Origin of the sequence: Prevotella sp. LMAG:51 (genome assembly GCF_008680225.1) — a bacterium.
GTDB classification, from domain to species: Bacteria; Bacteroidota; Bacteroidia; order Bacteroidales; family Bacteroidaceae; genus Prevotella; species Prevotella pectinovora.
In genome coordinates, this window is sequence record NZ_NALQ01000003.1 from 45521 (window position 1) to 71173 (window position 25653).

General features: G+C 50.2%; 20 protein-coding genes. 14 read left to right on the top strand and 6 right to left on the bottom strand.

Translation table 11 applies throughout. The annotated features are described in order from the left end of the window. Window positions 1-907: 907 nt before the first annotated feature. The 9 genes from CCC32_RS00380 (at window position 908) to CCC32_RS00420 (ending at window position 10820) form a co-directional block, all read left to right on the top strand. The gene (locus CCC32_RS00380) at window positions 908-2356 is read left to right on the top strand and encodes a DUF6242 domain-containing protein (RefSeq protein ID WP_287071412.1); all 1449 of its coding nucleotides are present in this window, start codon (window positions 908-910) and stop codon (window positions 2354-2356) included. A gap of 201 nt (window positions 2357-2557) precedes the next feature. Continuing rightward, window positions 2558-3256: a type IX secretion system protein PorG gene (gene porG, locus CCC32_RS00385; RefSeq protein ID WP_042519267.1), complete on the top strand. Its 699-nt coding sequence runs from the start codon at window positions 2558-2560 to the stop codon at window positions 3254-3256. Next, window positions 3249-4004: an isoprenyl transferase gene (locus CCC32_RS00390; protein WP_042519133.1), complete on the top strand. Its 756-nt coding sequence runs from the start codon at window positions 3249-3251 to the stop codon at window positions 4002-4004. The genes porG and CCC32_RS00390 overlap by 8 nt, the downstream gene beginning before the upstream one ends. 47 nt (window positions 4005-4051) lie before the next feature. Beyond that, window positions 4052-6673 carry a BamA/OMP85 family outer membrane protein gene (locus CCC32_RS00395; protein WP_287071418.1) on the top strand — a complete coding sequence of 874 codons (2622 nt, stop codon included), beginning with the start codon at window positions 4052-4054 and terminating at the stop codon, window positions 6671-6673. Between the two features lie 27 nt (window positions 6674-6700). Then, window positions 6701-7216, top strand: a complete 516-nt coding sequence (locus tag CCC32_RS00400; protein WP_022316701.1) for an OmpH/Skp family outer membrane protein — start codon at window positions 6701-6703, stop codon at window positions 7214-7216. A gap of 112 nt (window positions 7217-7328) precedes the next feature. Further along, window positions 7329-7829 carry an OmpH/Skp family outer membrane protein gene (locus CCC32_RS00405; RefSeq protein WP_022316702.1) on the top strand — a complete coding sequence of 167 codons (501 nt, stop codon included), beginning with the start codon at window positions 7329-7331 and terminating at the stop codon, window positions 7827-7829. Window positions 7830-8006: 177 nt separating this feature from the next. Then, complete coding sequence (locus tag CCC32_RS00410) at window positions 8007-8510, top strand: OmpH/Skp family outer membrane protein (protein WP_022316703.1); 504 nt, start codon at window positions 8007-8009, stop codon at window positions 8508-8510. 77 nt (window positions 8511-8587) lie between these two features. After that, on the top strand, window positions 8588-9427 hold the full coding sequence (murI, locus tag CCC32_RS00415) for a glutamate racemase (protein WP_022316704.1): 840 nt from the start codon (window positions 8588-8590) through the stop codon (window positions 9425-9427). 214 nt (window positions 9428-9641) lie between these two features. Next, entirely contained in the window at window positions 9642-10820 is a 1179-nt protein-coding gene (locus CCC32_RS00420) for an ATP-binding protein (RefSeq protein WP_042519125.1), read from the top strand. 27 nt (window positions 10821-10847) lie between these two features. Here the strand turns inward: CCC32_RS00420 and CCC32_RS00425 are convergent, their stop codons facing one another. The 4 genes from CCC32_RS00425 to CCC32_RS00440 all read right to left on the bottom strand — a co-directional run bounded on the left by CCC32_RS00425 (window position 10848) and on the right by CCC32_RS00440 (window position 18346). Continuing rightward, window positions 10848-12926 (bottom strand): ComEA family DNA-binding protein, encoded by a 2079-nt coding sequence (locus tag CCC32_RS00425; protein WP_287071423.1) that lies wholly within the window; start codon window positions 12924-12926, stop codon window positions 10848-10850. Window positions 12927-13074: 148 nt separating this feature from the next. Then, window positions 13075-16038, bottom strand: a complete 2964-nt coding sequence (gene secDF / locus CCC32_RS00430) for a protein translocase subunit SecDF (RefSeq protein ID WP_394358833.1) — start codon at window positions 16036-16038, stop codon at window positions 13075-13077. A gap of 258 nt (window positions 16039-16296) precedes the next feature. After that, window positions 16297-17382 carry an endonuclease/exonuclease/phosphatase family protein gene (locus tag CCC32_RS00435; RefSeq protein WP_022316708.1) on the bottom strand — a complete coding sequence of 362 codons (1086 nt, stop codon included), beginning with the start codon at window positions 17380-17382 and terminating at the stop codon, window positions 16297-16299. A 4-nt stretch (window positions 17383-17386) separates the two neighbouring features. Further along, window positions 17387-18346, bottom strand: coding sequence for a rhomboid family intramembrane serine protease (locus CCC32_RS00440; protein ID WP_287071428.1), 960 nt, complete (start codon window positions 18344-18346; stop codon window positions 17387-17389). A 244-nt stretch (window positions 18347-18590) separates the two neighbouring features. On the opposite strand from CCC32_RS00440, the gene CCC32_RS00445 reads away from it, so the two are divergent. Then, window positions 18591-18863 carry an HU family DNA-binding protein gene (locus tag CCC32_RS00445; protein ID WP_042519121.1) on the top strand — a complete coding sequence of 91 codons (273 nt, stop codon included), beginning with the start codon at window positions 18591-18593 and terminating at the stop codon, window positions 18861-18863. A 533-nt stretch (window positions 18864-19396) separates the two neighbouring features. On the opposite strand, the gene CCC32_RS00450 is transcribed toward CCC32_RS00445, so the two are convergent. Beyond that, complete coding sequence (locus CCC32_RS00450; RefSeq protein ID WP_278840941.1) at window positions 19397-20458, bottom strand: glycosyltransferase family 9 protein; 1062 nt, start codon at window positions 20456-20458, stop codon at window positions 19397-19399. A gap of 36 nt (window positions 20459-20494) precedes the next feature. Continuing rightward, complete coding sequence (locus CCC32_RS00455) at window positions 20495-21103, bottom strand: DUF4254 domain-containing protein (protein WP_022316712.1); 609 nt, start codon at window positions 21101-21103, stop codon at window positions 20495-20497. A gap of 118 nt (window positions 21104-21221) precedes the next feature. Between CCC32_RS00455 and CCC32_RS00460 the strand changes: the two genes are divergently transcribed. The 4 genes from CCC32_RS00460 (at window position 21222) to rnc (ending at window position 25275) form a co-directional block, all read left to right on the top strand. After that, complete coding sequence (locus tag CCC32_RS00460) at window positions 21222-22247, top strand: 4-phosphoerythronate dehydrogenase (protein WP_044065185.1); 1026 nt, start codon at window positions 21222-21224, stop codon at window positions 22245-22247. Between the two features lie 155 nt (window positions 22248-22402). Beyond that, a complete protein-coding gene (locus tag CCC32_RS00465) occupies window positions 22403-22639 on the top strand; it encodes an acyl carrier protein (RefSeq protein ID WP_022316714.1) in 237 nt (78 codons plus the stop codon). A gap of 361 nt (window positions 22640-23000) precedes the next feature. Then, on the top strand, window positions 23001-24263 hold the full coding sequence (gene fabF / locus CCC32_RS00470) for a beta-ketoacyl-ACP synthase II (RefSeq protein ID WP_022316715.1): 1263 nt from the start codon (window positions 23001-23003) through the stop codon (window positions 24261-24263). Beyond that, window positions 24256-25275: a ribonuclease III gene (rnc, locus tag CCC32_RS00475; RefSeq protein ID WP_287071668.1), complete on the top strand. Its 1020-nt coding sequence runs from the start codon at window positions 24256-24258 to the stop codon at window positions 25273-25275. Before fabF ends, rnc begins: the two co-directional genes overlap by 8 nt. Window positions 25276-25653 lie beyond the last annotated feature (378 nt).

The following is a 25653-nucleotide window of genomic DNA, read 5'->3' on the forward strand; positions in this document are numbered from 1 at the left end:
AGTAGACACATTACTATTTTGCAATACAACATGACATACCAAAAAGGAAGCACTGAAGCACTTCCTTTTCCTGAAGAATTCTCTTGTCCTATGGCATCAGCCCCCACCTAGCCTCCCCCGTAGGATAACCCATCCTAGCCTTCCCAAAGGGAAGGAACTTGTTACTCAGAATATTGTCATCAGCCCCCACCTAGCCTCCCCTGAAGGATAACCCATCCTAGCCTTCCCAAAGGGAAGGAACTTGTTACTCAGAATATTGTCATCAGCCCCACCTAGCCTCCCCCGTAGGGGAGGGACAGTTACTATTGCTATTGATAATCAGACAACTACAAACGGCTATCATGTAGTCAAGGGTATCTGTCCCTCCCCTACGGGGGAGGTTAGGTGGGGGCTAAAGTTCATTAGGCGGAGTAATCTGTTCCTTCCCTTTGGGAAGGTCAGGATGGGTTGTCTTGGGAAGGTCAGGATGGGTTGTCTTGGTGAAGGTCAGGATGGGTTGTCTTGGTGAAGGTCAGGATGGGTTGTCCTTGGTGAAGGTCAATGGGTTATCCTTCGGGGGAGGTTAGGTGGGGGCTGATGGCAATATTCAGAGTAGTTGGTATTGGTATTGAGTTAAGATTGGACTTCATCACCCTTATGGTTTATCCAGTTTTTTTTCTTTAATCATACACTGAGATCAGCTGTTTACGGATTAACGGATATCAGGTGCTAATCAAATTCCCAGCAAGTTCAGATTGCCGATTTGGGTTAAAAGACCTGTAAAAGTCGGCTTGTGTCATAAGAATCGTGCGTCGATTGACTAAAAAAACTCAATAAAACGGTTATTTTATATAATAAAGCATTATATAAGGTAGATTTTCCGATTATTCTGACTACATTTGCAGCTAAATTACACTAAAAGACTCTTATGAAACGAAACTTATTCCCGATCACGCTGCTTCTGGCAGGAGTCATGATGCTCGCTTCATGTCTCAACGACGAAGATGACAGCATTAAAATTACATATTACGGCGATGCCGCCCTCACCTCGTTTTCCGTTGGAACGCTGACGAGGACATACCTCAACAACAAAGGTGAGGCATTGAAATCCACCGTCGACGGTACCGACAGCACGACAACGGTAGACGGAAGCAAATACAAGTTCACCATCGACCAGCTGAAGCGTGAGATATACAATGCCGACTCGCTGCCGGCAGGTACCGCCGTGAGCAAGGTTGTATGCTCGTTGGCGAGCAAGAATTCCGGAGTGGTGTATGTAAAGAGAATGGCAAGCGACACCCTCGATTATTTCACCGGAAACGATTCCATCGACTTCAAAGACAAGAGAGTGTTCAGGGTGTATTCCACCGACGGACAGTCATACAGAGACTATAACGTGGAAATCCGCGTACACAAAGAGCTCGCAGACTCCTTTGAGTGGCAGAGAGAAGATGTGTCGAACATCCTTCCAGACCTCGGCAAATACAAGGGAGTGAAGATTTTCGCCATGGGCGAAAACGTGTTTGCGATGGTCAACGACGGAGCCACCTCGTTCGTAATGCGCAAGGGAATCAACGACAACAGCCGTTGGAACACGGTGACGCCCAACGTGAATACCGTGTTCTCGCCGGATGCCTACAAGAATGTGGCGACACTCGACGGATGGATATATATGCTCACCAACGGCATTATGTTCAAGTCGAAAGACGGAGCTGAATGGCAGAACGTGAATGCACAGGGAGTGGAAAACCTGAAGCAGCTCGTGGGAGCGTCGGCAACAAAACTCTATGCCATCACACAGAACGGTATGGCTTCGTCGAAAGACGGCGAGGTGTGGACCGACGTGGCACTCGACGGCGACAAGAACCTGCTGCCTACCGGAAGCATCAGCTTCTGCACCATGCCTTCGACGACGAATAAAGGCGTGGACCGACTCGTGATGGTGGGAAATTCCGCCAAGGCAGACACCGCCGCCGTGGTGTGGGGAAAGATTGAAGACTACAGCGAGGAACAGGACTCATACTCATGGTCGCTATATGAGGGAAACTACAAGAAGGAACTGCCTAATATGGCAGGACTATCAGTGGTGAGATACGACGGCAGACTCTATGCCATCGGAGGCGCAGGACTCGGCGGCAGCACCGCACAGCCATACGCACAGCTCTATTTCAGCAAAGACCAGGGCCTGACATGGCATAAGAGCACACTCTTCACACTGCCAGCCGACATGCCGAAGGACGTGGACCCCAACACGCTGAGCATGACGACAGACAAATACAACAACGTGTGGATAATCAGTGCCTCTACGGCACAGGTGTGGAAAATGCGCATCAACCGCCTCGGATGGAAGACCGAACAGACGGCTTTCAGCGAGTGACCGTTTTAGAAATTCACAGAGCATGGGCGGATATGGTATCCGCCAGCCGGCGAAAGGCCGGTTTGCCGAACGCCATGCCTAATATATAATAAGGTGTAAAGAACATACAGCCCCAGAAGGCAGAAAACATATAAAATGACAACATCGCATATCCAGAATATCCTATATGCTGCGCCCCGTGAAGCACGCTCTGCAGGAGTGATGAGGCTCGCGGAACGAGGATGGGCTTTGCTTCTCCTGCTCCTCCTGCTGCCGCTGACGATGCAGGCACAGGAAGACGACATGTATAAGATGGAGATAGGAGCCGGTGTGGGACTGGTGAGCTATGAGGGCGACTTCAACGGGAGCGTGGCAAAGAACGCACAGCCCGGAGCATCCCTCGTGTTGCGCCGCGTGTTCAATCCATATATGGGACTGAAACTCAATCTCCTCTACGGCAAGCTGAAAGGCGACTCCGACGGGGAGAAGACATACTATCCCGACTATCAGCAGGAGAAATACAGCTTCAGCAACACGCTGATGGACCTCTCGCTGACATACGAATACAACTTCTGGCCCTATGGCACGGGACGTGACTACAGAGGGGCGCAGAAGCTAACGCCATTCGTGTTTCTCGGTCTTGGAGCCACATACGTGAAGACAAGCGACAAGAGCGTCTTCACCGGAAACTTCCCGCTCGGAGTGGGAGTGAAATACAAGTTGGGAAAGCGGGTGAACCTCGGACTGGAATGGGCAATCCATTTCTCCCTCAGCGATGAGCTCGACGGAGTGAAGGACCCCTATATGATAAAGAGTAGCGGACTGTTTAAAAACACCGACTGCTACTCGGCTCTGCAGCTGACGCTGACATACAGCTTCATGCAGAAATGTAGAACTTGCAACAGTGACAAATATGACTGACAACCAGAACATTATACCCCTGGATATGGAGCGCATACCGCAGCATATCGCCATCATCATGGATGGTAACGGACGGTGGGCTACGGAAAGAGGAAAGGAAAGAAGCTACGGACATCAGGCCGGAGTGGAATCGGTGAGGAGAATAACATCGGAGTGTACGAGACTCGGAGTGAAATACCTCACGCTATACACATTCTCCACAGAAAACTGGAACAGACCTGCCGACGAGGTGGCAGCCCTCATGGGACTCGTGCTCACGGCACTGGAAGACGAGCTGTTCATGAAGAACGACGTGCGCTTTCAGGTGATCGGCGACATCGACCGTCTGCCGGAGGAGGTGCAGAAGAAACTGCAGGAGACCATAGACCATACCGCCGACAACAAGGCAATGACAATGGTCATAGCCCTCAGCTACTCGTCAAGATGGGAGATAACGAAGGCGGTGAAGGAGATATCAACGCTCGTGGCAGAAGGAAAAGCCAAGGCCGACGACATCAACGAGGACTTCATCAGCAAGCATCTCGTCACCAGTTTCATGCCAGACCCCGACCTGCTGATACGCACCGGAGGAGAGCTGCGCATATCAAACTACCTGCTATGGCAGATAGCATATTCAGAACTCTATTTCTGCGACACATACTGGCCCGACTTCGCCGAGGCAGACCTTCACAAGGCGATAGCCAGCTACCAGTCAAGGCAGCGACGCTTCGGAAAGACAGAGGAGCAGGTGGAACAGGAGAAAAACTGAGGCAACAGGAGAACAAGAAGACAAAAGATTATACGACATAAACAACGATGAATAAGTTATTAAAGAAAGTGCTGTTGTGCATAGCAGCGGTGATAATGGCATCCGATGCCTGTGCACAGGAGAAGATCGTAAACCCAGACATAACATACGCTGGATCACCACGCAACTGCGTCATCGCCGGCATCGCCGTATCAGGCGTGGACGGATACGAAGACTATATGCTGACAGGTATCTCAGGACTCACCGTGGGACAGGAGATATCTGTGCCGGGACAGGAAATCACCGACGCCGTGAAAAGATACTGGCGCCATGGACTCTTCTCAAAGGTCACCGTAGCCGCCGACTCCATCATCGGCGACAAGATATTCCTGCATTTCTATCTTGCCACCCGTCCGCGTGTGTCGGTAATCAACTACACGGGAGTGAAGAAATCGGAAAGAGAAGACATGGAGACGAAACTCGGACTGCTTAAAGGCAGCCAGATAACTCCAAACATGCTCGACAGAGCGAAGACCCTCGCCGAGAAATACTTCAAGGACAAGGGCTTCAACAATGCCGAGATAACGATAACCCAGATTGACGACATCTCCAACAAGAACCAGGTCATCCTCAATGTTGATGTGGACAAGAAGGAGAAGATAAAGGTGAGAAACATCATCATCGATGGCAACAAACAACTGTCTACCAAGAAGATAAAGGGTGGACTCTTCTCAAAGGGCGCCCTCGGCAAGATCCGTGAGGCAGGCAAACTGTCGAGCTTCCTGAAAGCCACCAAGTTCACGCCGGAGAGATATAAGGAAGGCAAGCAGGCGCTGCTCGACAAATACTACGAGCTGGGATACCGCGATGCCGCAATACTGGAAGACAGCGTGTGGGAAAACGACCCCAAGCATGTGAACATATATCTGAAAGTCACAGAAGGAAAGAAATACTATATCCGCAACATCACATGGGTGGGCAACACCGTATTCACCACCGACTATCTCAACCGTGTGCTCGGCATGAAGAAGGGCGATGTGTATAACCAGAAGCTGCTCGGCAAACGACTCAGCGAAGATGAGGACGCCGTGGGCAACAACTACTGGAACGACGGATACCTCTTCTATAACCTGCAGCCGACAGAGGTGAACATCGTGGGCGACTCCATCGACCTGGAGATGAGAATCTTCGAGGGACAGCAGGCACATATCAGCAGAGTGCGCATCAACGGCAACACAAGACTCTATGAGAACGTGATACGCCGTGAGCTCCGCACAAAGCCAGGCGACCTCTTCTCGAAGGATGCCCTGCAGCGTTCTGCCCGTGAGCTCGCATCGATGGGACATTTCGACCCGGAGCAGATACAGCCAGACGTGAAGCCGAACTACGAAACAGGAACCGTGGACATCTCCTACGACCTCGTGCAGAAGTCAAACGACCAGGTGGAGTTCTCGCTCGGATGGGGACAGACCGGTGTGATCGGTCGTGTAGGACTGAAGCTCAACAACTTCTCGATGCGCAACCTGTTCAACAAAAACCGTGAGCACCGCGGCATCATGCCTATCGGCGACGGAGAGACACTCTCGCTCGGCGCCCAGACCAACGGTTCATACTATCAGTCGTATAACGCTTCATATTCCACAAACTGGTTCGGAGGCAAGCGACCGATACAGTTCACCGTCGGTGCATACTTCTCAAAGCAGACCGACGTGAACAGCAACTACTACAGCAGTGCGCTGATGAACAACTATTACTACAACCACTACGGATACGGAAGCTCATACAACTATAACTACGAGAACTATCTCGACCCAGACAAATATGTGGAGCTGTTCGGAATATCAGTGGGATGGGGCAAGCGCCTGCGCTGGCCTGACGACTACTTCACCCTCTCGGCAGAGGTGTCGTTCCAGAGATATATGTTGAAGAACTGGCAGTACTTCATCGTGACAGACGGTAACTGTAACAACCTCAACTTCTCGCTCTCGCTCTCAAGAACATCTACCGACAACCAGCTCTTCCCACGTCGTGGATCAGAGTTCCAGGCTTCTGTGACAATCACTCCGCCATGGTCAAAGTTCCAGAAGAAAGACTATGCCAACCTTGCCACCGACCCTCAGTCGCCTAACTACAAGGACGAGCAGCAGGAGAAATACCGTTGGGTGGAGTATCACAAATGGAAGTTCAAGGCACGTACCTTCACTGCCCTCACCAATGGCCAGAAGTGTCTCGTGCTCATGGCACGCGCCGAGATGGGACTCCTGGGATCATACAACAAGCACAAGAAGTCACCATTCGAAACATACTATGTGGGAGGTGACGGTATGAGCGGATACTCTTCAGGCTATGCAGAAGAGACCATCGGACTCCGTGGATACGAGAACGGTACGGTGGGATACAACAGCTATGCCTACGACCGCTTCACCATGGAGCTTCGCTATCCGTTCCTGCTCGGCAACACCACAATCTACGGGCTCACCTTCGTGGAGGCAGGTAACGCCTGGAGCGACACCAAGAAGTTCAACCCGTTCGACATGAAGCGCTCTGCCGGTATCGGTGTGCGTATCTATCTGCCGATGGTGGGACTGATGGGTATCGACTGGGCATACGGTTTCGACAAGGTGCTCAACGGATCATCGTATAAGAGAGGCGGATCGCAGTTCCACTTCATCCTTGGTCAGGAGTTCTAAATAATGGATAAAGAAAATATTAACACAATGAAGAAACTATTGTTTATCGCCGTGATGCTGGTTTCAGCATTGGGCATGAGCGCACAGAAGTTCGCTCTCGTCGATATGGAGTATATCCTCAAGAATATCCCTGCCTATGAGCGTGCCAACGAGCAGCTCTCTCAGGTGGCAAAGAAATGGCAGGCAGAAGTCGACGCCATGGGCACAGAGGTGCAGACGCTCTACAAGAACTATCAGAACGAGTCGGTATTCCTTTCGCAGGAGCAGAAGAAAGCCCGTCAGGAAGCCATCCTCGCCAAGGAGAAAGAGGCAAGCGAACTGAAAAAGAAATATTTCGGACCGGAAGGCGAACTGTTCAAGAAGCGCACCAGTCTGATGACCCCTATACAGGAGGAGATATACAATGCCGTGAAGGACATCAGCGAGCTGCGCGGATATTCCCTCGTGCTCGACCGTGCTTCAGACACCGGCATCATCTTCGCTTCGCCAAAGGTGGACATCAGCAATGAGGTGCTTACCAAGCTCGGATATTCAGCCAACTGATTTAGTGATGGATTATTTGGTGGGTAATAAAAAACATATTACATTTGCACCGCACAGAGAAAAGGTGGAAAGACAAGAATAATATTAATAACAAAACAAATAAACAACGAAAATGAAAAAAATGATTTTAATGTTGATGTTGTTCGCTCCTATCGCAACATTCGCACAGAAGTTCGGACATGTCAACGCACAGGCCGTTATGGAGAGCCTGCCAGAGTTCATTAAGGCACGCGCTGAGGTTGAGGGTCAGGCAAAGGTCTATGACAACCAGCTCAAGGAGATGCAGACAGAAATCCAGAAGAAGGCTGAGGAGTATGACAAGACTCAGGCTACTATGAACGATACCAAGCGCAAGGAGACAGAGGCTACTCTGCAGGACCTCTACCAGAAGTTCCAGCAGGCTCAGCAGGATAACGCTCAGGCTATCCAGAAGCTCCAGAACGAGAAGCTCCAGCCTATCGTTACAAAGCTCCAGAACGCTATCAAGAACGTTGGCAAGGCTGGCGGTTATGTTTACATCATGGACCTCTCAAGCGGTATTCCATACATCAGCGACACTCTCAGCAAGGACGTTACTGCTGACGTGAAGGCTGAGCTCAACAAGCTGAAGTAATACAGACCGCAAATACGGTGGACAGTGAATGAGGCGGATGACGGAAGTCTGAAGTCTGTCATGTGCAGTCACCGTGAAGATATTACATACGGAGTGTGTCAAAAGTAGAGGACTGCGCCTTATAACGCTCCTTGCTTTTGACACATTCTGCTTTAAATCAACAACACCTATCAGATTATGAAAAGAATTTTCTTATTTCTCTTCGTTGCCATCTTCGCTTTTGCTGCTGAGGCACAGGATTTCAAGTTCGCTTATTTCAGTTATGGCGAAGCCCTAAAGTCGATGCCCGACTATGAGCTGGCTGCCACCAATGTGAACAAGCTGCGCAACCAGTATGACAACGAACTGAAGAAGGCAGAAGACGAGTTCAACGCCAAATATGAGGACTTTCTCGAGAACCAGCGCACCCTCGCTCCAGCCATCCTCGACAAGCGTCAGGCAGAGCTGCAGGAACTGTTGCAGAAGAACCTGAAGTTCAAGGAGGAAGCCAAGCGTCTGCTCTCTCAGGCAGAAAACGATGCCTTCGCTCCTCTCAAGCGTAAGCTCAATGCAACGGTAAAGAAAATCGGTATGGAGCGTGGCTATGCCTTCGTGCTGAATACCGACGGCGACGCCTGCCCGTATGTTGACAGTACCAAGGGCGATGACATCAGCGTGATAATCGCTGACGCACTGAAATAATCCCCAAGGTCCATAAGACTGATTGGGAACAATTGCGTAACAACTATGGTTTGCAATCATATAAACATCATACTACTATGATTGAATCTACAGGTAAAACAGGTCCTATCGGAGTGTTCGATTCCGGCTATGGCGGACTGACCATCCTTCATCAGATGCGTCAGCTGCTGCCGCAGTACGACTATCTCTATCTCGGCGACAACGCCCGTGCTCCGTATGGTCCGCGGTCGTTCGACATCGTATATCAGTTCACTCGTGAGGCAGTGGAGAAACTGTTCAGCATGGGATGCCATCTCGTCATCCTCGCCTGCAACACCGCCTCCGCCAAAGCCTTGCGGTCGATACAGCAGAATGACCTGCCGCAGATAGACCCCAACCGCCGTGTGCTCGGCGTGATACGTCCCACGGCGGAATGTATCGGCAGCATCACGCAGTCGCGCCACGTGGGCATCGTTGCTACCGCCGGAACCATCAAGAGCGAGAGCTATGTGATGGAGATACACAAGCTCTATCCCGACATCACCGTGACGGGAGAGCCATGCCCCATGTGGGTGCCGCTGATAGAAAACAACGAATATGACAGTCCAGGTGCCGACTATTTCGTGGAAAAGCGCATCGGCAATCTGATGCGCCGCGACCCGCAGATAGACTCCATCATCCTCGGCTGCACCCATTATCCGCTGCTTCTGAACAAGATTCTGAAGTATGTGCCGCGTGGTGTGCGCATCGTGCCGCAGGGCGAATATGTCGCCAACAGTCTTAAAGACTATCTCATGCGTCATCCTGAGATGGATATGCGCTGCTCCAAGCACGGCACCTGCCATTATCTTACCACAGAGAGTGCAGAGAAGTTTCGTGAGTCAGCACAGCTCTTCCTCAACGAGGATATCGATGTGGAGCGTGTCGTGTTGGGATAAACAACAATTTCTCCCGATTTTCTTGCTTTTCCCATTTTAAAATCTTATGTTTGCACCTTGGAAAGTGCAGATGAATCCGAAATATGCACCTTTGAAGGTGCATTTCTTGTAATTAAGTGCACCTTGGAAGGTGCATTTTGTGGTATTATATGCACTTTGGAGAGTGCAAACTTTATTATGGAACCAACTTCGGCGGTATAAAAATAATACGGATATGGATATTACACTTGTTAACTTCATGAACGAACAGTTAAGTCTTGTAAGTTTAGACTTCAAACGCTATATGTATGAGAAGTTGCCTTGGGAGGCAAGGCTCGTAGGGTTGATGGGACCGCGTGGTGTCGGTAAGTCAACAATGATACTGCAGCGAATCAAGGAGATGGCAGAGGCAGATCAGCAACAAACTCTCTACATATCGGCAGATCACAGTTATTTCACCACGCATACCTTTGTGGATACAGCTGACGAGTTTGTGAGAGAAGGTGGTAAATGGCTGTTTATAGACGAAGTTCATAAATATGACGGCTGGTCGAGAGAATTGAAGCAGATTTATGATTCCCATCCAGAGCTGCATATATTCTTTACTGGTTCTTCAGTACTTGATATTCTTGAGGGTGAAGCCGATTTGAGTCGGCGTGCATTACTGTTTGATATGCAGGGGCTGTCTTTCCGTGAATACCTCGAATTGTTTCATGGCATCAAGACACCAGTCAGGAGTCTTGAGGATGTGTTGGATGGCAATACACGTATCGAAGGCATTCTCCATCCCATACCATTGTTCAACAAGTATTTGCGTGAAGGCTATTATCCATTCGCAGAAGAAGGCTATGTGCAGCAGAGACTGCAACAGGTGGTTCGCCTTACTATGGAAGTAGACATACCACAGTTTGCTAATATGTCGCCAGCTACGGGTAAGAAATTACGTAGGATGCTGACGATCATAGCCGGTAATGTGCCTTACAAGCCGGAGGCTACAGGTCTGGCAAATGAAATAAAGGTGAGCAGAAATGATATCCCTACTTATCTGCTATATATGGAAAAGGCAGGTATGATAGGTCAGTTGCGCGATGAGACAGGCGGAATGAGAGGCTTGGGAAAGGTGGAAAAGGTTTATCTTGACAACACCAATCTGATATATGCCATATCTGGCGAGAATGCCAACATAGGTAATGTCAGGGAAACGTTCTTCTACAACCAGACCCGTCTGGCATGTGATGTTACATCTTCCAAGGTATCAGACTTCGCCATAGGTAAATATACTTTTGAGATTGGAGGAGCAAAGAAAAGCCACCGCCAAATAAGGGATGTTGAAAATGCTTTTGTGGTGAGGGATGATATGGAATATGCAAATGGTGATATACTCCCGTTATGGAGTTTCGGACTATTGTATTGATTCCAATCTGTGGAACTCCAAATTATTTCAGAATTTCCAACGCAGCTGCAACTGTATGTCGGTGAGAGATGATGCATCCACCTGTTGCAGTGCCGTTCCCACTTGCGAACGGTCGAAATAATCGGTCGTGCCAGCCTTTGCCATCACGTATAGACGCTTGGTGGGCATATACTTCACGATGAGCGCATAGCGGATTCCTTCGCCGTAATACGACGGGAAGGAGAAATCATAAAGCATGCCGCGTTCATAGCTGTATATGCTGCTGTAGTAATCGTCGGTGTGGAAATATCCGCATGTGGCGTAGATGGCGAAGCGGCGTATTGCCGTGGTGCCACCGCCGAGAGAAGCCATATATCCGTTGCTGCGCTCTTTGAATACCGTTGTGGTGCCGTCTATCTGAGCCTTTATGCTCCAGCTGCCGCCATCGTATAGTGCCGCCAGGCGAGCACGCTGGTCTGTCTTGTAAATCAGTGCCGTCTTGTCGGCATTGTCTTTCTGCCGTTTCTTCAGCCGGTAGCGCCCTGTCAGCGTGAGGCGTCCTGTGGTGTAAACGGCAGAAAACAGGTTGTCGAAAGAACGTGATGCCGTTGATGCCTGATACCGTGCCCACGGGAAATAAGCTGCGTCGGCGTAATAGCTCAGCAGCAGACCGCCAAAGGGCTTCCAGTCAGCCCCCACATACACTCCGCTTTCGTTTTGCACTCTTCCTCCGTCGCTGTAGCTTTGAGAGAAGAGCGAATAATACTTGTATGAATAATATCTCTGCACGAGGCGCATGGTGAAATTAGACGCCAGGCGGTATGACATCGTGTTTATCGTAGCCCATGCGTGGCTGCTTCCCGTTGCTGTTTCTCCCCTGAAGGAGAACAGTCCGCTGCGGTAGCCATAGTCTACGCTCATGCCATAGAAATGTTCGCCATGGGGATAATATCTGCGGTAAAGCGAATTGGTGTTTGGGCTGAGGCGCTTGTCGAGGCTCGTGTAGTATGCCGACACGCCGCCAACGAAATGCGACTTCATGAACGAGAGGTTCGCTCCGGCGGCAAACTGCGAAGCGTTGTTTTTCTTCTTCATCTCCGTCTCCGTGCGGTGGTATCCAGTCTTCAGTATCGTGGCTATAGAACCGTCGTCGTTGTTCAGCGTGGCGTCGATATACCGGTATGATACGAAAGCAGTGAGATCGAGACATGGAGAAATCCTCACCGTGGCGGCACCGCCCTGCATATAGTTGCCGGATGACCGTGAGGAATGCGGACGGATAGCAGTCCCCGTCTTGTTGAAGGAAGCCATTGAGGTGGTCTTTCCTATCGAGAAATCATTGTTCACGAGCAATCCCATTCCCATCTTCACCTTGTAGCGTCCGAGAGTGAGAGCCTTGAGGCGTCCGAGTTTCCTTATAGAGAGATAATATGAATAGAAGTCGTAGCCCATGCTGTTGCGGCCAGAGAAAAACGGTTCGCCGGCATCCTGCGCTCCCACGATGCCCAGTCTGAAATTGTCGGTATAGCGGTATTCGTAGCGAATGCTGTGGCGGTATTTATATCCCATATACCCGTTTTTGTCACCTTTCCGCTCGTAGAGAGGAATGTTGCCGGTGGCGGTGAGGATGTTCTCACCGTATTTGATGATGTTTTTGAGCGTCAGTGAGCTGCGCTTCTCCACGGGAGTTATCACTATGAAGTATGGCAACAGCCGTCGGTTGGTGAATGTCAGAGACCGTATCATGGCGAGTTCGGCTGTGGTTTTCATCTCCTGGTTTCGGTATATATATTCCAGGATGTCAGCCACCTCGTCATCGCTGAGGAATGGTATGCGCTCAAGGTCCTCGCGGGTGGCGTGGTTGATGTCAACCGGCGACTGTTCGAGGTCGCACAGCGCATCGTACATGGATTCCCACTGCGCCAAATCCTCGTCGCTGTCGTCCATCATTTCGCCTATAATCGCCTGCCAGGCGTGTTGCTGTGATGTAGCCTCCTCTTGTGCCGATGAGCAGAGAGAAACGGCGAGAAACAGAATGACAAGCATCCCGTACCTACGGATTATTGATCTAAACCTTGCGTTTGTGTGCATGTTGCGGTATGGTATTAGAATTGTGATTATATTCAATATGTTGCTTTTCAGCTTATATGATACAAAGGTAATGAAAAAAACGGACAAAGAGGTCGGGCTTGATTATTTCTCAAAAAAAAACATCACCCACAATCCTTCCGGATCATGGGTGATGCTGATAGGTTCTTATTTCAGAGAGATGCCGTTATGCCATCTCTTCGATAGCCTTGTCTCCACGCTGACCTTTGTCGCGGCGGCTCAATGTCATGTAGGCAATAGGAGCAGCAACGAAGATAGATGAGAGAGTACCGAATATCACACCGAGAATCATTGCGAACGCGAAGCTGCGGATGTTGTCACCACCGAGGATGAAGATACAGAGCAACACGATCAATGTAGTGAGAGAGGTGTTCACGGTACGGGCCAGTGTCTCATTCAGAGAGTTGTTGAATATCGTGAAGAAGTCGCGCTTCTTGTAGAGGCCGAGGTTCTCACGGATACGGTCGAATACCACCACCTTATCGTTGATAGAGTAACCGATAACGGTAAGGATAGCTCCGATGAACGTCTGGTCGATCTCGAGAGAGAAAGGAACGACGTTCCACAGGAGTGAGTAGAAGCCCAATACCACTACAGTATCGATTGCGAGGGCAACGCTGGCTCCGAGAGAGAATGCCAAGTTGCGGAAACGCAACAGAATGTAGAGGAAGATGGCGATGAGGGCGAAGATGACGCTGATGATAGCACCGTATGTGATATCCTTAGCCACCGACGGACCTACCTTTGCACTGCTGATGATGGAACCACCGGCACGCACGTCAGGATTCTTGAAAGCCTCTACGCTCTTCTGGGTTACCATACCCTCCTTGCTCAACGCCTTGAAGAGGATTTCCTCTACCTCGTCGTCGATTGTAGGGCTGTTAGACTCTATCTTGTAGTTGGTAGAGATACGGATTGTCTTGTGGTCAGTACCCAATGCCAATGCGCTTACAGAACTGTTAGGGAACGAGGTCTGCAGAGCTCTTGACACATCCTCCGGCTCAACAGCCTTCTCCAGTTTCACAACGTAGTTGCGACCACCGGTGAAGTCGATGCTCTTGCTCAAGCCGCGAACGAAGAAGCTAACCACGAATACTGCAATGAGAATACCAACTATTGTGAAGGTCTTCTTATACATGTTCATGAAGCCCACGTGGTTGTTCTGCAAGAAGTTGCGGGAGAGACGTGTGGTGAAGTTCTGTTTCAGCCACTTGTCCTTAGCCAGGCGGTTTTCGTAAACGAGGCGTGTGAGGTATACTGCGGTGAAGAATGAGCAGCAGATACCGATGATAAGAGTAGTGGCGAATCCACGTACAGGACCTGTACCGAATACGAACAGGATAACACCAGTGATGATAGAGGTGAGGTTGGAGTCGAAGATAGCCGAGAAGGCATTTCCGTAACCAGCCTTGATAGCCTCACGCAGAGCCTTGCCCTTGCGAAGCTCCTCCTTCGTACGTTCATAGATAAGCACGTTAGCGTCGACCGCCATACCGAGCGTCAATACGATACCGGCGATACCAGGCATCGTAAGCGCCGCCTGGAACGACGTCAGGATTCCGAGTGTGAAGAAGAGGTTGACGAGCAAAGCAAAGTTTGCCATCATACCAGGGATGAAGTCATACATGAGAACCATGTAGAGCATCAAGAGGATGAACGCCACGGCGAATGAGATGAGACCCTGCTGGATTGACTGTGCACCGAGTGTAGGACCAACCACGTCTTCCTGCACGATACGTGCCGGAGCAGGCATACGTCCGGACTTCAGAGTGTTTGCCAAGTCCTTGGTATCCTCAATGGTGAAGTTACCTGTAATCTGAGAGTTACCGCCTGAAATCTCGCCGTTTACGCGAGGTGCGCTATATACGGCACCGTCGAGAACGATGGCGATAGCCTTGTTGATGTTTGCCTTTGTCATCTCAGCCCAGCGGCGTGCACCGTCAGAGTTCATCGACATGCTTACGCTTGGACGGTTGCTCATCTGGTCGAACTCATCCTTGGCGTCGGTGATCACGTCACCTTCGAGCGGAGCATGGCCGTTGCTCTGTGTAACCTTCAGTGCATAAAGCTCATAAACGTTCTTTACAGAAAGTCCGTCAGCCGGCTTCGCACCCCAAAGGAGCTTGAGGTCAGAAGGCAGAACCTGCTTTGCGGCAGCAGAATAGATAATCTTGTTCACGGCAGCAGTGTCGCGCACGTTGGCATAACCAACAACGCTGAGAGAACCCTGTGGCGCGAGCTGCAGAACTGCGAGAAGCGGATTTGTCTTCTTTGCCTGTGCCATCTGTGCACTCTCAGAGCTTGCAGCAGCCTTGGCAGCGCTGTTCTTGTTGGCGTTGACCTTGAGCTTGGCAGGAGAAGTCTTCTCGGCAACCTCAGCCTTCTCGGCAGCGTCGTCCTTCTTCTCAGTGGCAGCGGTGTCTTTCTTCACCTCGCCGCCGTTAGCCATTGTCTGGTCGAGCTGGCGCAGGTAAGGAGTGATTTCCTCGCTGTTGTATGTCTCCCAGAATTCAAGGTTTGCGCTACCCTGGAGGAGCTTGCGCACACGCTCAGGCTCACGAACACCAGGCATTTCCACCATGATGCGGCCTTCCTGGCCTTCGAGCTTCTGGATGTTAGGCTGTACGACACCAAACTTGTCGATACGGTTGCGAACGACGTTGTATGAGTTGTCGATAGCCGACTGCACCTGTGAGCGGAGAGCCTTCTCCACCTCCTTGTCGGAGCTCTGGGTGCTTACCTGTCCCTTGAGCTGCTGTGTGGCAAAGATTTCTGCCAGGCGGTGGCCAGGTGCGTTCTGACGATAATACTTGATGAAGAGAGAGATGAAGTCGCTCTGACTTGTCTCTTCCTCCTTCTTAGCCTGTTCCATAGACTTCACGAAGGCAGCGTCTGTCTTGTGGTCAGCCAGTGTCTCCACTACGTCCGGAACGGAAATCTCCAAGATAACATTCATACCGCCCTTCAAGTCAAGACCCAGACCGATCTGGGTTTCGAGACATCTCTGGTAGGAATAAATGCCGAGGTACTTCACTGAGTCTTTGTAATCCTGCTGAGCAATAGGATCTTTTATCTTTGCTGCCTCGCTGTCATAATAGTTTGTGGCAACGGAGAAAGACAAATAGAAGATGCTTGCAAGGGTCATCAAGACTGCCAGTACAATTACAATTCCTTTGTTTTGCATTTTGTTTTTATTGATTTAATTATAGTTTTTCAGATATATCCTGCATCATTGCCTTGCTGCTCTGAAGCGGGACTCCGCAGGGGCTCCCCGAGGCTTTGATACGTGAAGTTTCCTGTCGGGGCATGATGGTTTCCGTGTGAGAAAGCACAATACAGCCCTACATAGCGTGCAAAGATACTGATTTTTTTTAAACTTCTTAAACTGTCAGTGTGTTTTTTTATCATTATGCAGAGATTTCTTTACAAATCCCCACAGAGGATAGTGGTCGGAGACATTGATGCTCCTGTCTACGGTGAAGTTGTAGGGGTGCCAGTCGTTGGAGCACATCACGTTGTCGATGCGCACGTAGATACGGTTGTAGTGATAGGATATGCCGGGACCGTTGGCTGTCGTCACGTAGCAGTCGGTGAGGGTTCTGGCGAGCAGATGGTGGCAATATGAGATGGGGGTGTCGTTGAAGTCGCCGAAGAGGAGGATAGGTTCTCCCTTGCGGCTTTCTATATATCTGATGACACCTTCCACCTGAGGCACCCTGCGCTTGGCTGCTTCGCCCAGGCGCACTATCATGCGCTTGGAGTCCTGGCGTACGGAACGGTTCTCCCAGTCTCCCTTTACGATATTGCGGAACTCGCTGCGCTCTTCCAGGGTGAGGCCCGATGTCTCGAAGTGGCAGTTTATCACCGTGGTGCGGTCGCCGTCGATAAGCACCTCGTAGGCTCCGCACATGCAGCCGGAGAGTTCGGGGTTGATGCGCGTCTTCGACAGTATGGGGAATTTGCTCAGCACTATCTGCACCTCGCCGTTCACGCCGTTGCGCATGGTGTCGATGTATTCGTATTCCTTCTTGAAGGCGTCGCGTATGACATCAGAAAACGCCGCCTCCTGCATGCAGACTATGGAGGCGCCGCTGCCGTTCACGTAGTCGGCTATCTTCTGTATGCTTGCCGAGTCGCCGTTGTGGAACATATACACGTTGTACGACATCACCTTTATGGCGCCGTCGGGAGTGGAATGCAGCATGTTGAGTGGTGAATAGAAATGTGCCGGAATGTAGCACAATACGTATCCCGCTAACGGTATGAGCGTGAGGCGCTTCCATGTGAGCAGAAACAATACGAGGAAGCCGCCGTTTATGAGCAGGAATATGGGGAAGACAAGTCCGACATTGGCAAAGAGGGGGTGCTCCACGGGGTTCAGCTTGTAGCTGTATCCCACGGCCAACATCACGCATACCGTGACGGCACTCGCTGCCGCCAGCATGTGCATAGTGAACTTCTTGACTTTGTCCATCCGCTTATTTCTTGCCGTTTTCAAAGAGTTTCCTCTTTTCCTTTTCGCTCAGACTGTCGTATCCGCTCTTGCGTATCTTGTCGAGGATATGGTCTATCTCCTCCTGTTCCTTGTTCTTGCGGGCGTTGTAGTCCCAGTCGCTCTCCCTGCTGCCTCCGCCGAAAGAAGAGTTGTCGTGACCCGGCTTCTTGAAGCGTGAGAAGAAATCTTTCAGTTTGTCGGCAATGCTTCTGCCGCCGGTGCTGCCATAGCCCGAACCATATCCGCCACCATAGAAACCGCCGCCGTATCCACCGTTGGGATGGCGCTGCCAATAGCGGATGAGCAGATAGCCGAAGAGCATGCCGCCGAGGTGTGCGAAATGTGCCACGCTGTCGCCTGGCATTCCGAGGCCGAGCGAAAGTTCAAGCACGGCATATATTGCAACGAACCACTTTGCCTTGATGGGCACGGGTAGCGGGAATATGAATATCCTCTCCTCCGGAAACAGCATTCCGAAAGCCAGCAGTATGCCGTATATCGCTCCGGAGGCACCCACTGTGGTCCATGTGTTGAGCGCGAACTCGTTGGCATGCACCGCCGTCATCACGTCGCCGATGCCGAACTCCGGATATGCTCCCTTCATCGTGAGATAGAAGGAGATGAACTGTGCCACCATCTGTATCAGACCGGCTCCGATGCCGCAGGTGAGATAGTAGGTGAGGAAACGCTTCGGTCCCCACACCGTCTCCACGATGCGTCCGAACATCCATAGGGCGAACATGTTGAAGAAGATGTGCGACAGACCGGCGTGCATGAACATGTATGTCACGAGCTGGTACAGGTGGAAGTCTGACACGAGGAAGAAATGCAGTCCAAGCAGACTGTTGAGGTTGATATTCAGTCGTGAGAAGACGAAATATGCCGCGAACATCAGCACATTTATTATCAACAGGTTTTTCGTTATCGTAGGAATATTGCGCATAATATTAAAACGTCATTATTTGATTAATTCAGGTGGCAAAAGTACTAAAAATATCCGTGAAATGCTATTATAGAGGGGGATAAGACACTTTTTTTAATCTTATTCATAACTTTTTCCTGATTTTTATTTGAATTTAAAAAGGATTGCGCTATATTTGCGAAACATTTTCCTGCGTAAACCTTGCTTCGCCAGCGTATTACGCATGTATACGACAAATTTATTAATCAAATAAAAAACATCAATTATGAACAAGACAGAACTTATAGACAAAATCGCTGAAGGCGCTGGTTTGACAAAGGCTGACGCAAAGAAGGCTCTTGAGGCTACAACAGCGGCAATAAAGGATGCTCTCGTAGCAGGTGACAAGGTGGCTTTGATCGGTTTCGGTACATTCAGCGTTAACGAGCGTCCAGCTCGTGAGGGTATCAACCCTGCAACAAAGCAGAAGATTACAATCGCAGCCAAGAAGGTTGCCAAGTTCAAGGCTGGTGCTGACCTCGACGAGGCTCTGAACTGATTTTTTTCAGAAAGCAACGCTTTTGGCATGATTGCCAAGAAATAAAATAGGGCTTCCCCCACGGGAAGCCCTTATTTTGTTTCTTTATTTTATCCCAAGCCGGTCATTAGGGCTTGTACGCCAACTCCAATATATCCATTGTCATCCATGATAATTGAACCAAAAACGGGCACGCTGCTTGCCCAACTGGGGCAAGTAGCTTTCTCAACTGGGGCAAGCACCTTGCCCCAACTGGGCAGATTTTACGCCAAGCGGTTGTCCAATAAGTTCATATTGCAATATCCATATTCCTATTTGCAGGATTCTGCCGACTTATGCAATTCCTGTCGTCCGAATTCCATTCATCTGATTCCCTTTCGCCTGACAATTATCTCTCGTCTTCAAACCATCCAGACAGTTTGCTGACAATCGGTTGGTAGTCAACTGACTGTTTGTCAGAATATTACAGCAAAAAACCAGATGGTCTGATGGTTTTGGCGTTTTTTTAGTTAGTTCCGTAAAACGGGTACGTTTAGTGATTTTTTCACCGTCACTTACTTTCTTTTCTCCTGTAGTAGAACGATGTCCACCCGTCCGGCAATCTGCTCCGGCGTGATGCCGGTCAGACAAGGATAGTCGCCCTTCGCACATATCTTGTTGCCGTAGATGCTGCATGGTCTGCACGGCATGTCGATCATCACGGCATTGCTCTCGCTCTGTCCCCAGCCCATGAATCCGGCGTAAGGATGGGTAGCTCCCCATACGCTCACCACCGGTGTGCCAACGAGGGATGCGAGGTGCATGTTCGAACTGTCCATCGAGAGCATCACGTCGAGATGGCTCATCAGTATCAGTTCCTTGTCTATTCCGCCGAGCACACGGGACGCTATCTCCAGGCGGGGGTTGCGCTCGCGCCATGCCGCCATGGTGTCCATTTCCGACTTGCCGCCGCCGAACATCAGTATTCTTGCGTCGGGATGGCGGTCGGAGATGATGGTCAGCGTCTTTTCCATCTGCTCCTTAGGGTATATCTTGCCTTTATGGGCGGCAAACGGTGCCACTCCTATCCACTGCTGTTCCTCCGGCTTCACGTTGAACGGTTCGGAGAGCTGCGAGAGTTCGTTGCCGCCGTCGGCAAAGATGGATTCAAACTCCACTTTCACAGGATAGCCCAGCTGTGCGAATACGTCGGCATAGTTGCTGAATGGTGTGGGCTGTTGCACGAGCTGCTTGTTCTCCATCGCCGTGATGGCACGTCGTCCGGCTCTATGCTTGTTGATATGTGCCACTTTGAAACGGTCGATATTGAACCTCATGCGCAGATATTTCGACCGCAGCACGCTGTGCAGGTCGGCGATGGCGGTGAAGTTCTTTGCCATCAGCCGGCGGTAAAGGGCGTTCAGCCCCTTCACTCCATGGTACTCGTTCTTGAGGTCAGCTTCCATAAACCCCACGTTGTGTGGCATGTGCTCGAAGAACGGGCGTGCGAATTTCTGGCTAAGCATCGTAATCCTGACGTCAGGATACTGCTTGGCCAGTGAATAGACTACGGGGACCGTCATTGCGACGTCGCCCATAGCCGAGAATCTTATTACCAGTATATGGTCGGTTTTCATTCGTGTGCAGAAGGCTGTGGAGCGTGGGCTCCCGCCTTATTTCTTGTTTGCGTAGAGGATAGGGTTAGTAGAAGGGTCGTTGTACATCTTCATCTGTCTGTACACCTTCATGTATTTCCTTCCCGCCTTTATGTCGTCGAGAAGCTGGTCTATGGCAGTGCCGAGGTCAACCTGCTGCTCCAGCAGCACGTTGAGCTTCTTCTGGCACTTGTCGATATGCTCATCGGATGCGTCGCTGCGGTCCACCTGCTCCTTCATGTGGTATATCTTGAGGGCGAGGATAGAGAGGCGGTCAACTGCCCATGCCGGACTTTCCGTATTGATGGTGGCGTCAGCCAAGGGCTTCACGTCATTGTATATCATGCGGAAATAACTGTCAATCTGCTCCACGAGGTCCGTGCGGTCCTGGTTGCTCCTGTCGATGCGGCGCTTCAGGTTGAGAGCCTCTACGGGGTCGATGTGCGGGTCGCGGATGATGTCCTCGAGATGCCACTGCACCGTGTCTATCCAGCACTTCAGATAGAGGCGGTTCTCAATGGAGTCGCGGTCGTACGGGTTGTTTATCTGTGTGTCAACATTGTCTTTCACATGGTAGTCGTTGATAGCCAGATTGAACACCTTGTTACATAGTTGTGAGAATGTCATGACTTTACGTTGTTTAAATTTGTGGCAAATCTAATAAAATAATTTTATATGACCAACTAAAACACAATAAATAACCCATCACGAGGTTATAAAGGCAACATTAAAGGTTTTATGAATCATGAAGATTATTGTTGACGACAAGATTCCGTATATTAGGGAGACGCTTGGCGAGATAAGCCCAGACGTTACCTACTTGAAGGGTGCCGACATATCTGCCGGCGACGTTGAGGACGCTGATGCACTGATAGTGAGAACTAGGACATGCTGCGACGAGAAACTGCTGCAGGGGAGCAAGGTGCAGTTCGTTGCCACCGCCACCATCGGCTACGACCACATTGACACAGAATACATGCAGAAGGCAGGGATAAGCTGGATGAACTGTCCGGGATGCAACTCCGGCAGCGTGGCGCAATATCTGCGTTCTACCCTCATCCTGCTGTGCCGCGAAAAGGGCATATCGCCAGAGAAAGACATCGTCGGTGTGGTGGGCTACGGTCATGTAGGCAGCAAGGTGGTGGCAGAGGCACGCGCCATGGGCTTCAAGGTGCTCGTGTGCGACCCACCGCTTGGCGACGGCGGCAGCACGGCAGAACATTTCGTTGACATGCGGCAGATAGAAAGAGAATGCAGCGTCATAACTTTCCACGTGCCACTCACTAAGGGCGGCAACCATCCCACTTTCCATCTTGCCGATGAGGCTTTCTTCGGCAGACTTGCCAAGTGTCCGGTGATAATAAACACGAGCCGTGGCGGTGTGGTAGACAACGGAGCCTTGCTCGCTGCCCTGGACAAGGGGATGGTGAAGGATGCCGTCATCGACACGTGGGAGGGAGAACCCGACATCTCCCTCGCACTATTAAATAAGGTATATATAGGTACGCCCCACATCGCCGGATACAGCGCCGACGGCAAGACGAACGCCGACAATATGGTGATTGAGGGCCTGTGCCGCCACTTCGGGATAGAGAACCGATGGCATATCCTTCCGCCTTCTCTGCCAGACGGTTTCAAGGCAGGCGACAGTGAAGACGACACGAAACTCGCACTCTATAATCCTCTGGAAGACAGCCGGCGACTCAAAAACGCTCCTGAGAAATTTGAGGAATTGCGTGGAAATTATCCTTTAAGAAGAGAAAAATTGTAACAAAACACGCTATTTTCTGCACAGTTATACCCTCTGTGTGCAAAAGAAAGTGCTTTTTTGTTGAATTTATTTGCACAAGTTATAAAAAATGCGTTCCTTTGCACCCGATTTACGAAATTGAATATAATTTAAACACTTTAAAAACATTAACTATTATGTCAGAAATTGAATCAAAAGTAAGAGCTATCATCGTAGACAAACTTGGTGTTGATGAGGCTGAAGTTAAGCCAGAAGCAAGCTTCACAACAGACCTCGGTGCTGACTCTCTCGATACAGTAGAGCTCATCATGGAGTTTGAGAAGGAGTTCAACATCACTATCCCAGATGACAAGTCTGAGTCAATCGCTACTGTAGGCGACGCTATCGCTTACATCGAGGAGAACGCAAAATAATTATCAGAAGTGATATAAATCGAAGGTGAAAGAAGTGAGATGAGACCGGTCTATGGATCTCACTTCACTTCTTTCACTTTTTTTTCTATTAAAGTTGATAAGTTGGCAAGTTGGTGGGTGCAAGCGGAAGGACAGGCAAATTATGCCGTCATAGGGCTTGCTGATCTGAAAGTCAAAATGTCAGTGAATCAACGGGTTTTCGAATTGCGGGGCAGAAGTCTCATGTCTATAAATTCATGACCATTAAGATAGCGAGTCAACGGCTTTGTGTGTTGGCCGGAAAAACGAGCAGTCATATAGTTTCCAATTGTCTTCTCGTCATCCCGACGTTCGTCAACCTTAAAAATAAAACAATTGAAATATGGAATTAAAAAGAGTAGTAGTAACAGGACTCGGTGCCGTTACACCAGTGGGAAACAATCCTGAGGAAACTTGGAAAAACCTTCTCGAAGGCGTAAGCGGAGCCGCTCCTATCACACATTTCGACGCATCCCAGTTCAAGACACAGTTCGCTTGCGAGGTGAAGGGATTCAACGTCAACGACTATATCGACCGCAAGGAAGCCCGCAAGATGGACCGCTACGCTCAGCTCGCCATGGCTTCTGCAGTACAGGCTGTTGAAGACAGCAAGATGGATCTGGAGAGCGTAGACAAGAACCGCATCGGTGTTGTCTATGGTGTAGGTATCGGCGGTATCAAGACATTCGAGGACGAGGTGGGCTACTATGCCACACATCAGGAGAATGGTCCGAAGTTTAACCCGTTCTTCATCCCTAAGATGATTTCCGACATCGCAGCCGGACAGATTTCCATCCGCTACGGTTTCCACGGACCTAACTATGCCACTACATCAGCCTGCGCTTCTTCAACCAACGCTCTGGCTGACGCATTCAACCTCATCCGTCTTGGCAAGGCAGATGCTATCGTTGCCGGTGGAGCAGAGGCTGCCATCTGCGCTTGTGGCGTAGGCGGTTTCAACGCCATGCACGCCCTTTCTACACGCAACGACGATCCGGAGCACGCTTCACGTCCATTCAGCGCAAGCCGCGACGGATTCATCATGGGTGAAGGTGCTGGATGCCTTATCCTTGAGGAACTGGAGCACGCCAAGGCGCGTGGCGCCAAGATCTACGCCGAGATGGTGGGCGAGGGCATGAGTGCCGACGCATACCACATCACCGCTTCTCATCCTGAGGGTCTCGGTGCATGTCTCGTGATGCAGAATGCTCTCAAGGACGCTGGCATGACACCAGAGGACATCGACTATATCAACGTACATGGCACATCAACACCTGTGGGCGACGTTTCAGAGGTGAAGGCTATACAGAAGCTCTTCGGTGAGCACGCTTACAAGCTGAATATCAGCTCTACCAAGTCTATGACTGGCCACCTGCTCGGCGCTGCCGGTGCCGTTGAGGCCCTCGTGTCTGTATTGGCTGTCAAGAACGACATCATTCCTCCTACTATCAACCACGAGGAGGACGACAAGGACGAGAACATCGACTACAACTTGAACTTTACCTTCAACAAGGCGCAGAAGCGTACCGTACGCGCTGCCCTCAGCAATACGTTCGGCTTCGGCGGACATAACGCTTGCGTAATCTTCAAGAAGTATGATGATTAATAATTTCATTGACCGCATGAGGCTTCCTTTCAGCAAGGACAAGGAGCTTCGTGCGGCTCTTTACGAAATCTTCGGTTTCTACCCACACAGGATACAATTCTACAAGCTCGCCCTGATGCACAAGAGTGTGACCAGGCGCAACGAGAAAGGAAAGCCACTGAACAATGAGCGCCTCGAATTTCTTGGCGACGCTATCCTCGACGCTATCGTTGGCGACATCGTATACCGCCACTTCGAGGGAAAGCGCGAAGGCTTCCTCACAAGCACACGCAGCAAGATAGTGCAGCGCGACACTCTGAACCGTCTCGCCACCGAGATGGGCATCACCCAACTGATAAAATTCGGCAAACATACTCCCTCCCACAACAGCTACATGGGTGGGAATGCGTTTGAGGCCCTTGTGGGAGCGATGTATCTCGACAGAGGCTACGAGGCTTGCATGCGATTCATGGAGAAGCGCATACTATCACAGCTCATCAACATCGACAAGGTGGCATACAAGGAGATAAACTTCAAGAGCAAGCTCATAGAATGGTGTCAGAAAAACAAGGTGAAACTCGACTTCAAGCTTCTGGAGCAGAGCCGCGAGGGCAAAAACAGTCCTATATTCAAATACCAGGTGCTCATAGAGGGCCTTGAGGGCGGCGTAGGCGAAGGCTATTCCAAGAAGGAGAGCCAGCAGCTTGCCAGCAAGATAACGCTGCAGCAGCTGAAACGCAAGCCGCAGTTCATCGACGCCGTGTTCACCGCCAAGGGCAACCGCACCAAGATGGAAGAGGCACCGGTGCTCACCGTGCCCGATACGGAGCAGAAGACCGACTTCATAATTCCTCAGGCGAAGGACGAGGGCACAGCCCCTGTATATTCAGACAAGGTGGAGGAGAAGAAGGTGGTCGTAAAAGAGAAGAAGGAGGCCGACGAGTTTGATTTCTCCGACATCCAGGCCACTCCCAAGGAAGTCACTTCAGAGGATATCATCGCGGCTTCAATGGCAGAGGCATACAAAGAATAAGATTCTCACAACCGGCATGCCCCCTGTGTGTATCAGGGCACAGCCGCATGCAGCGCAAATACGGGAAGAGAGCGTACGAAACCATAACGTACGCTCTCTTCCCGTATTTGCATTTATCCCAAATCAATCATTAGGACATTGATTTTTGGAGAGAAAAACCATGTGCCGTCGTCTGGAATACCCCCAGACTTCAATCTGATGCACAGAAGACTGTTTTGGTATTTTTACCTTCAGATATTTCTTTATTGCGATTATAATTATTTTATTTGCAATAAAACAAAATAGAGGATAGTTTTTTCATTAAACCCAAATCGGTCATTAGGACGCTCAATGTAATATTTTACAACTGCTTGCAGTCTTTTGTTTTTTATAAGGCGT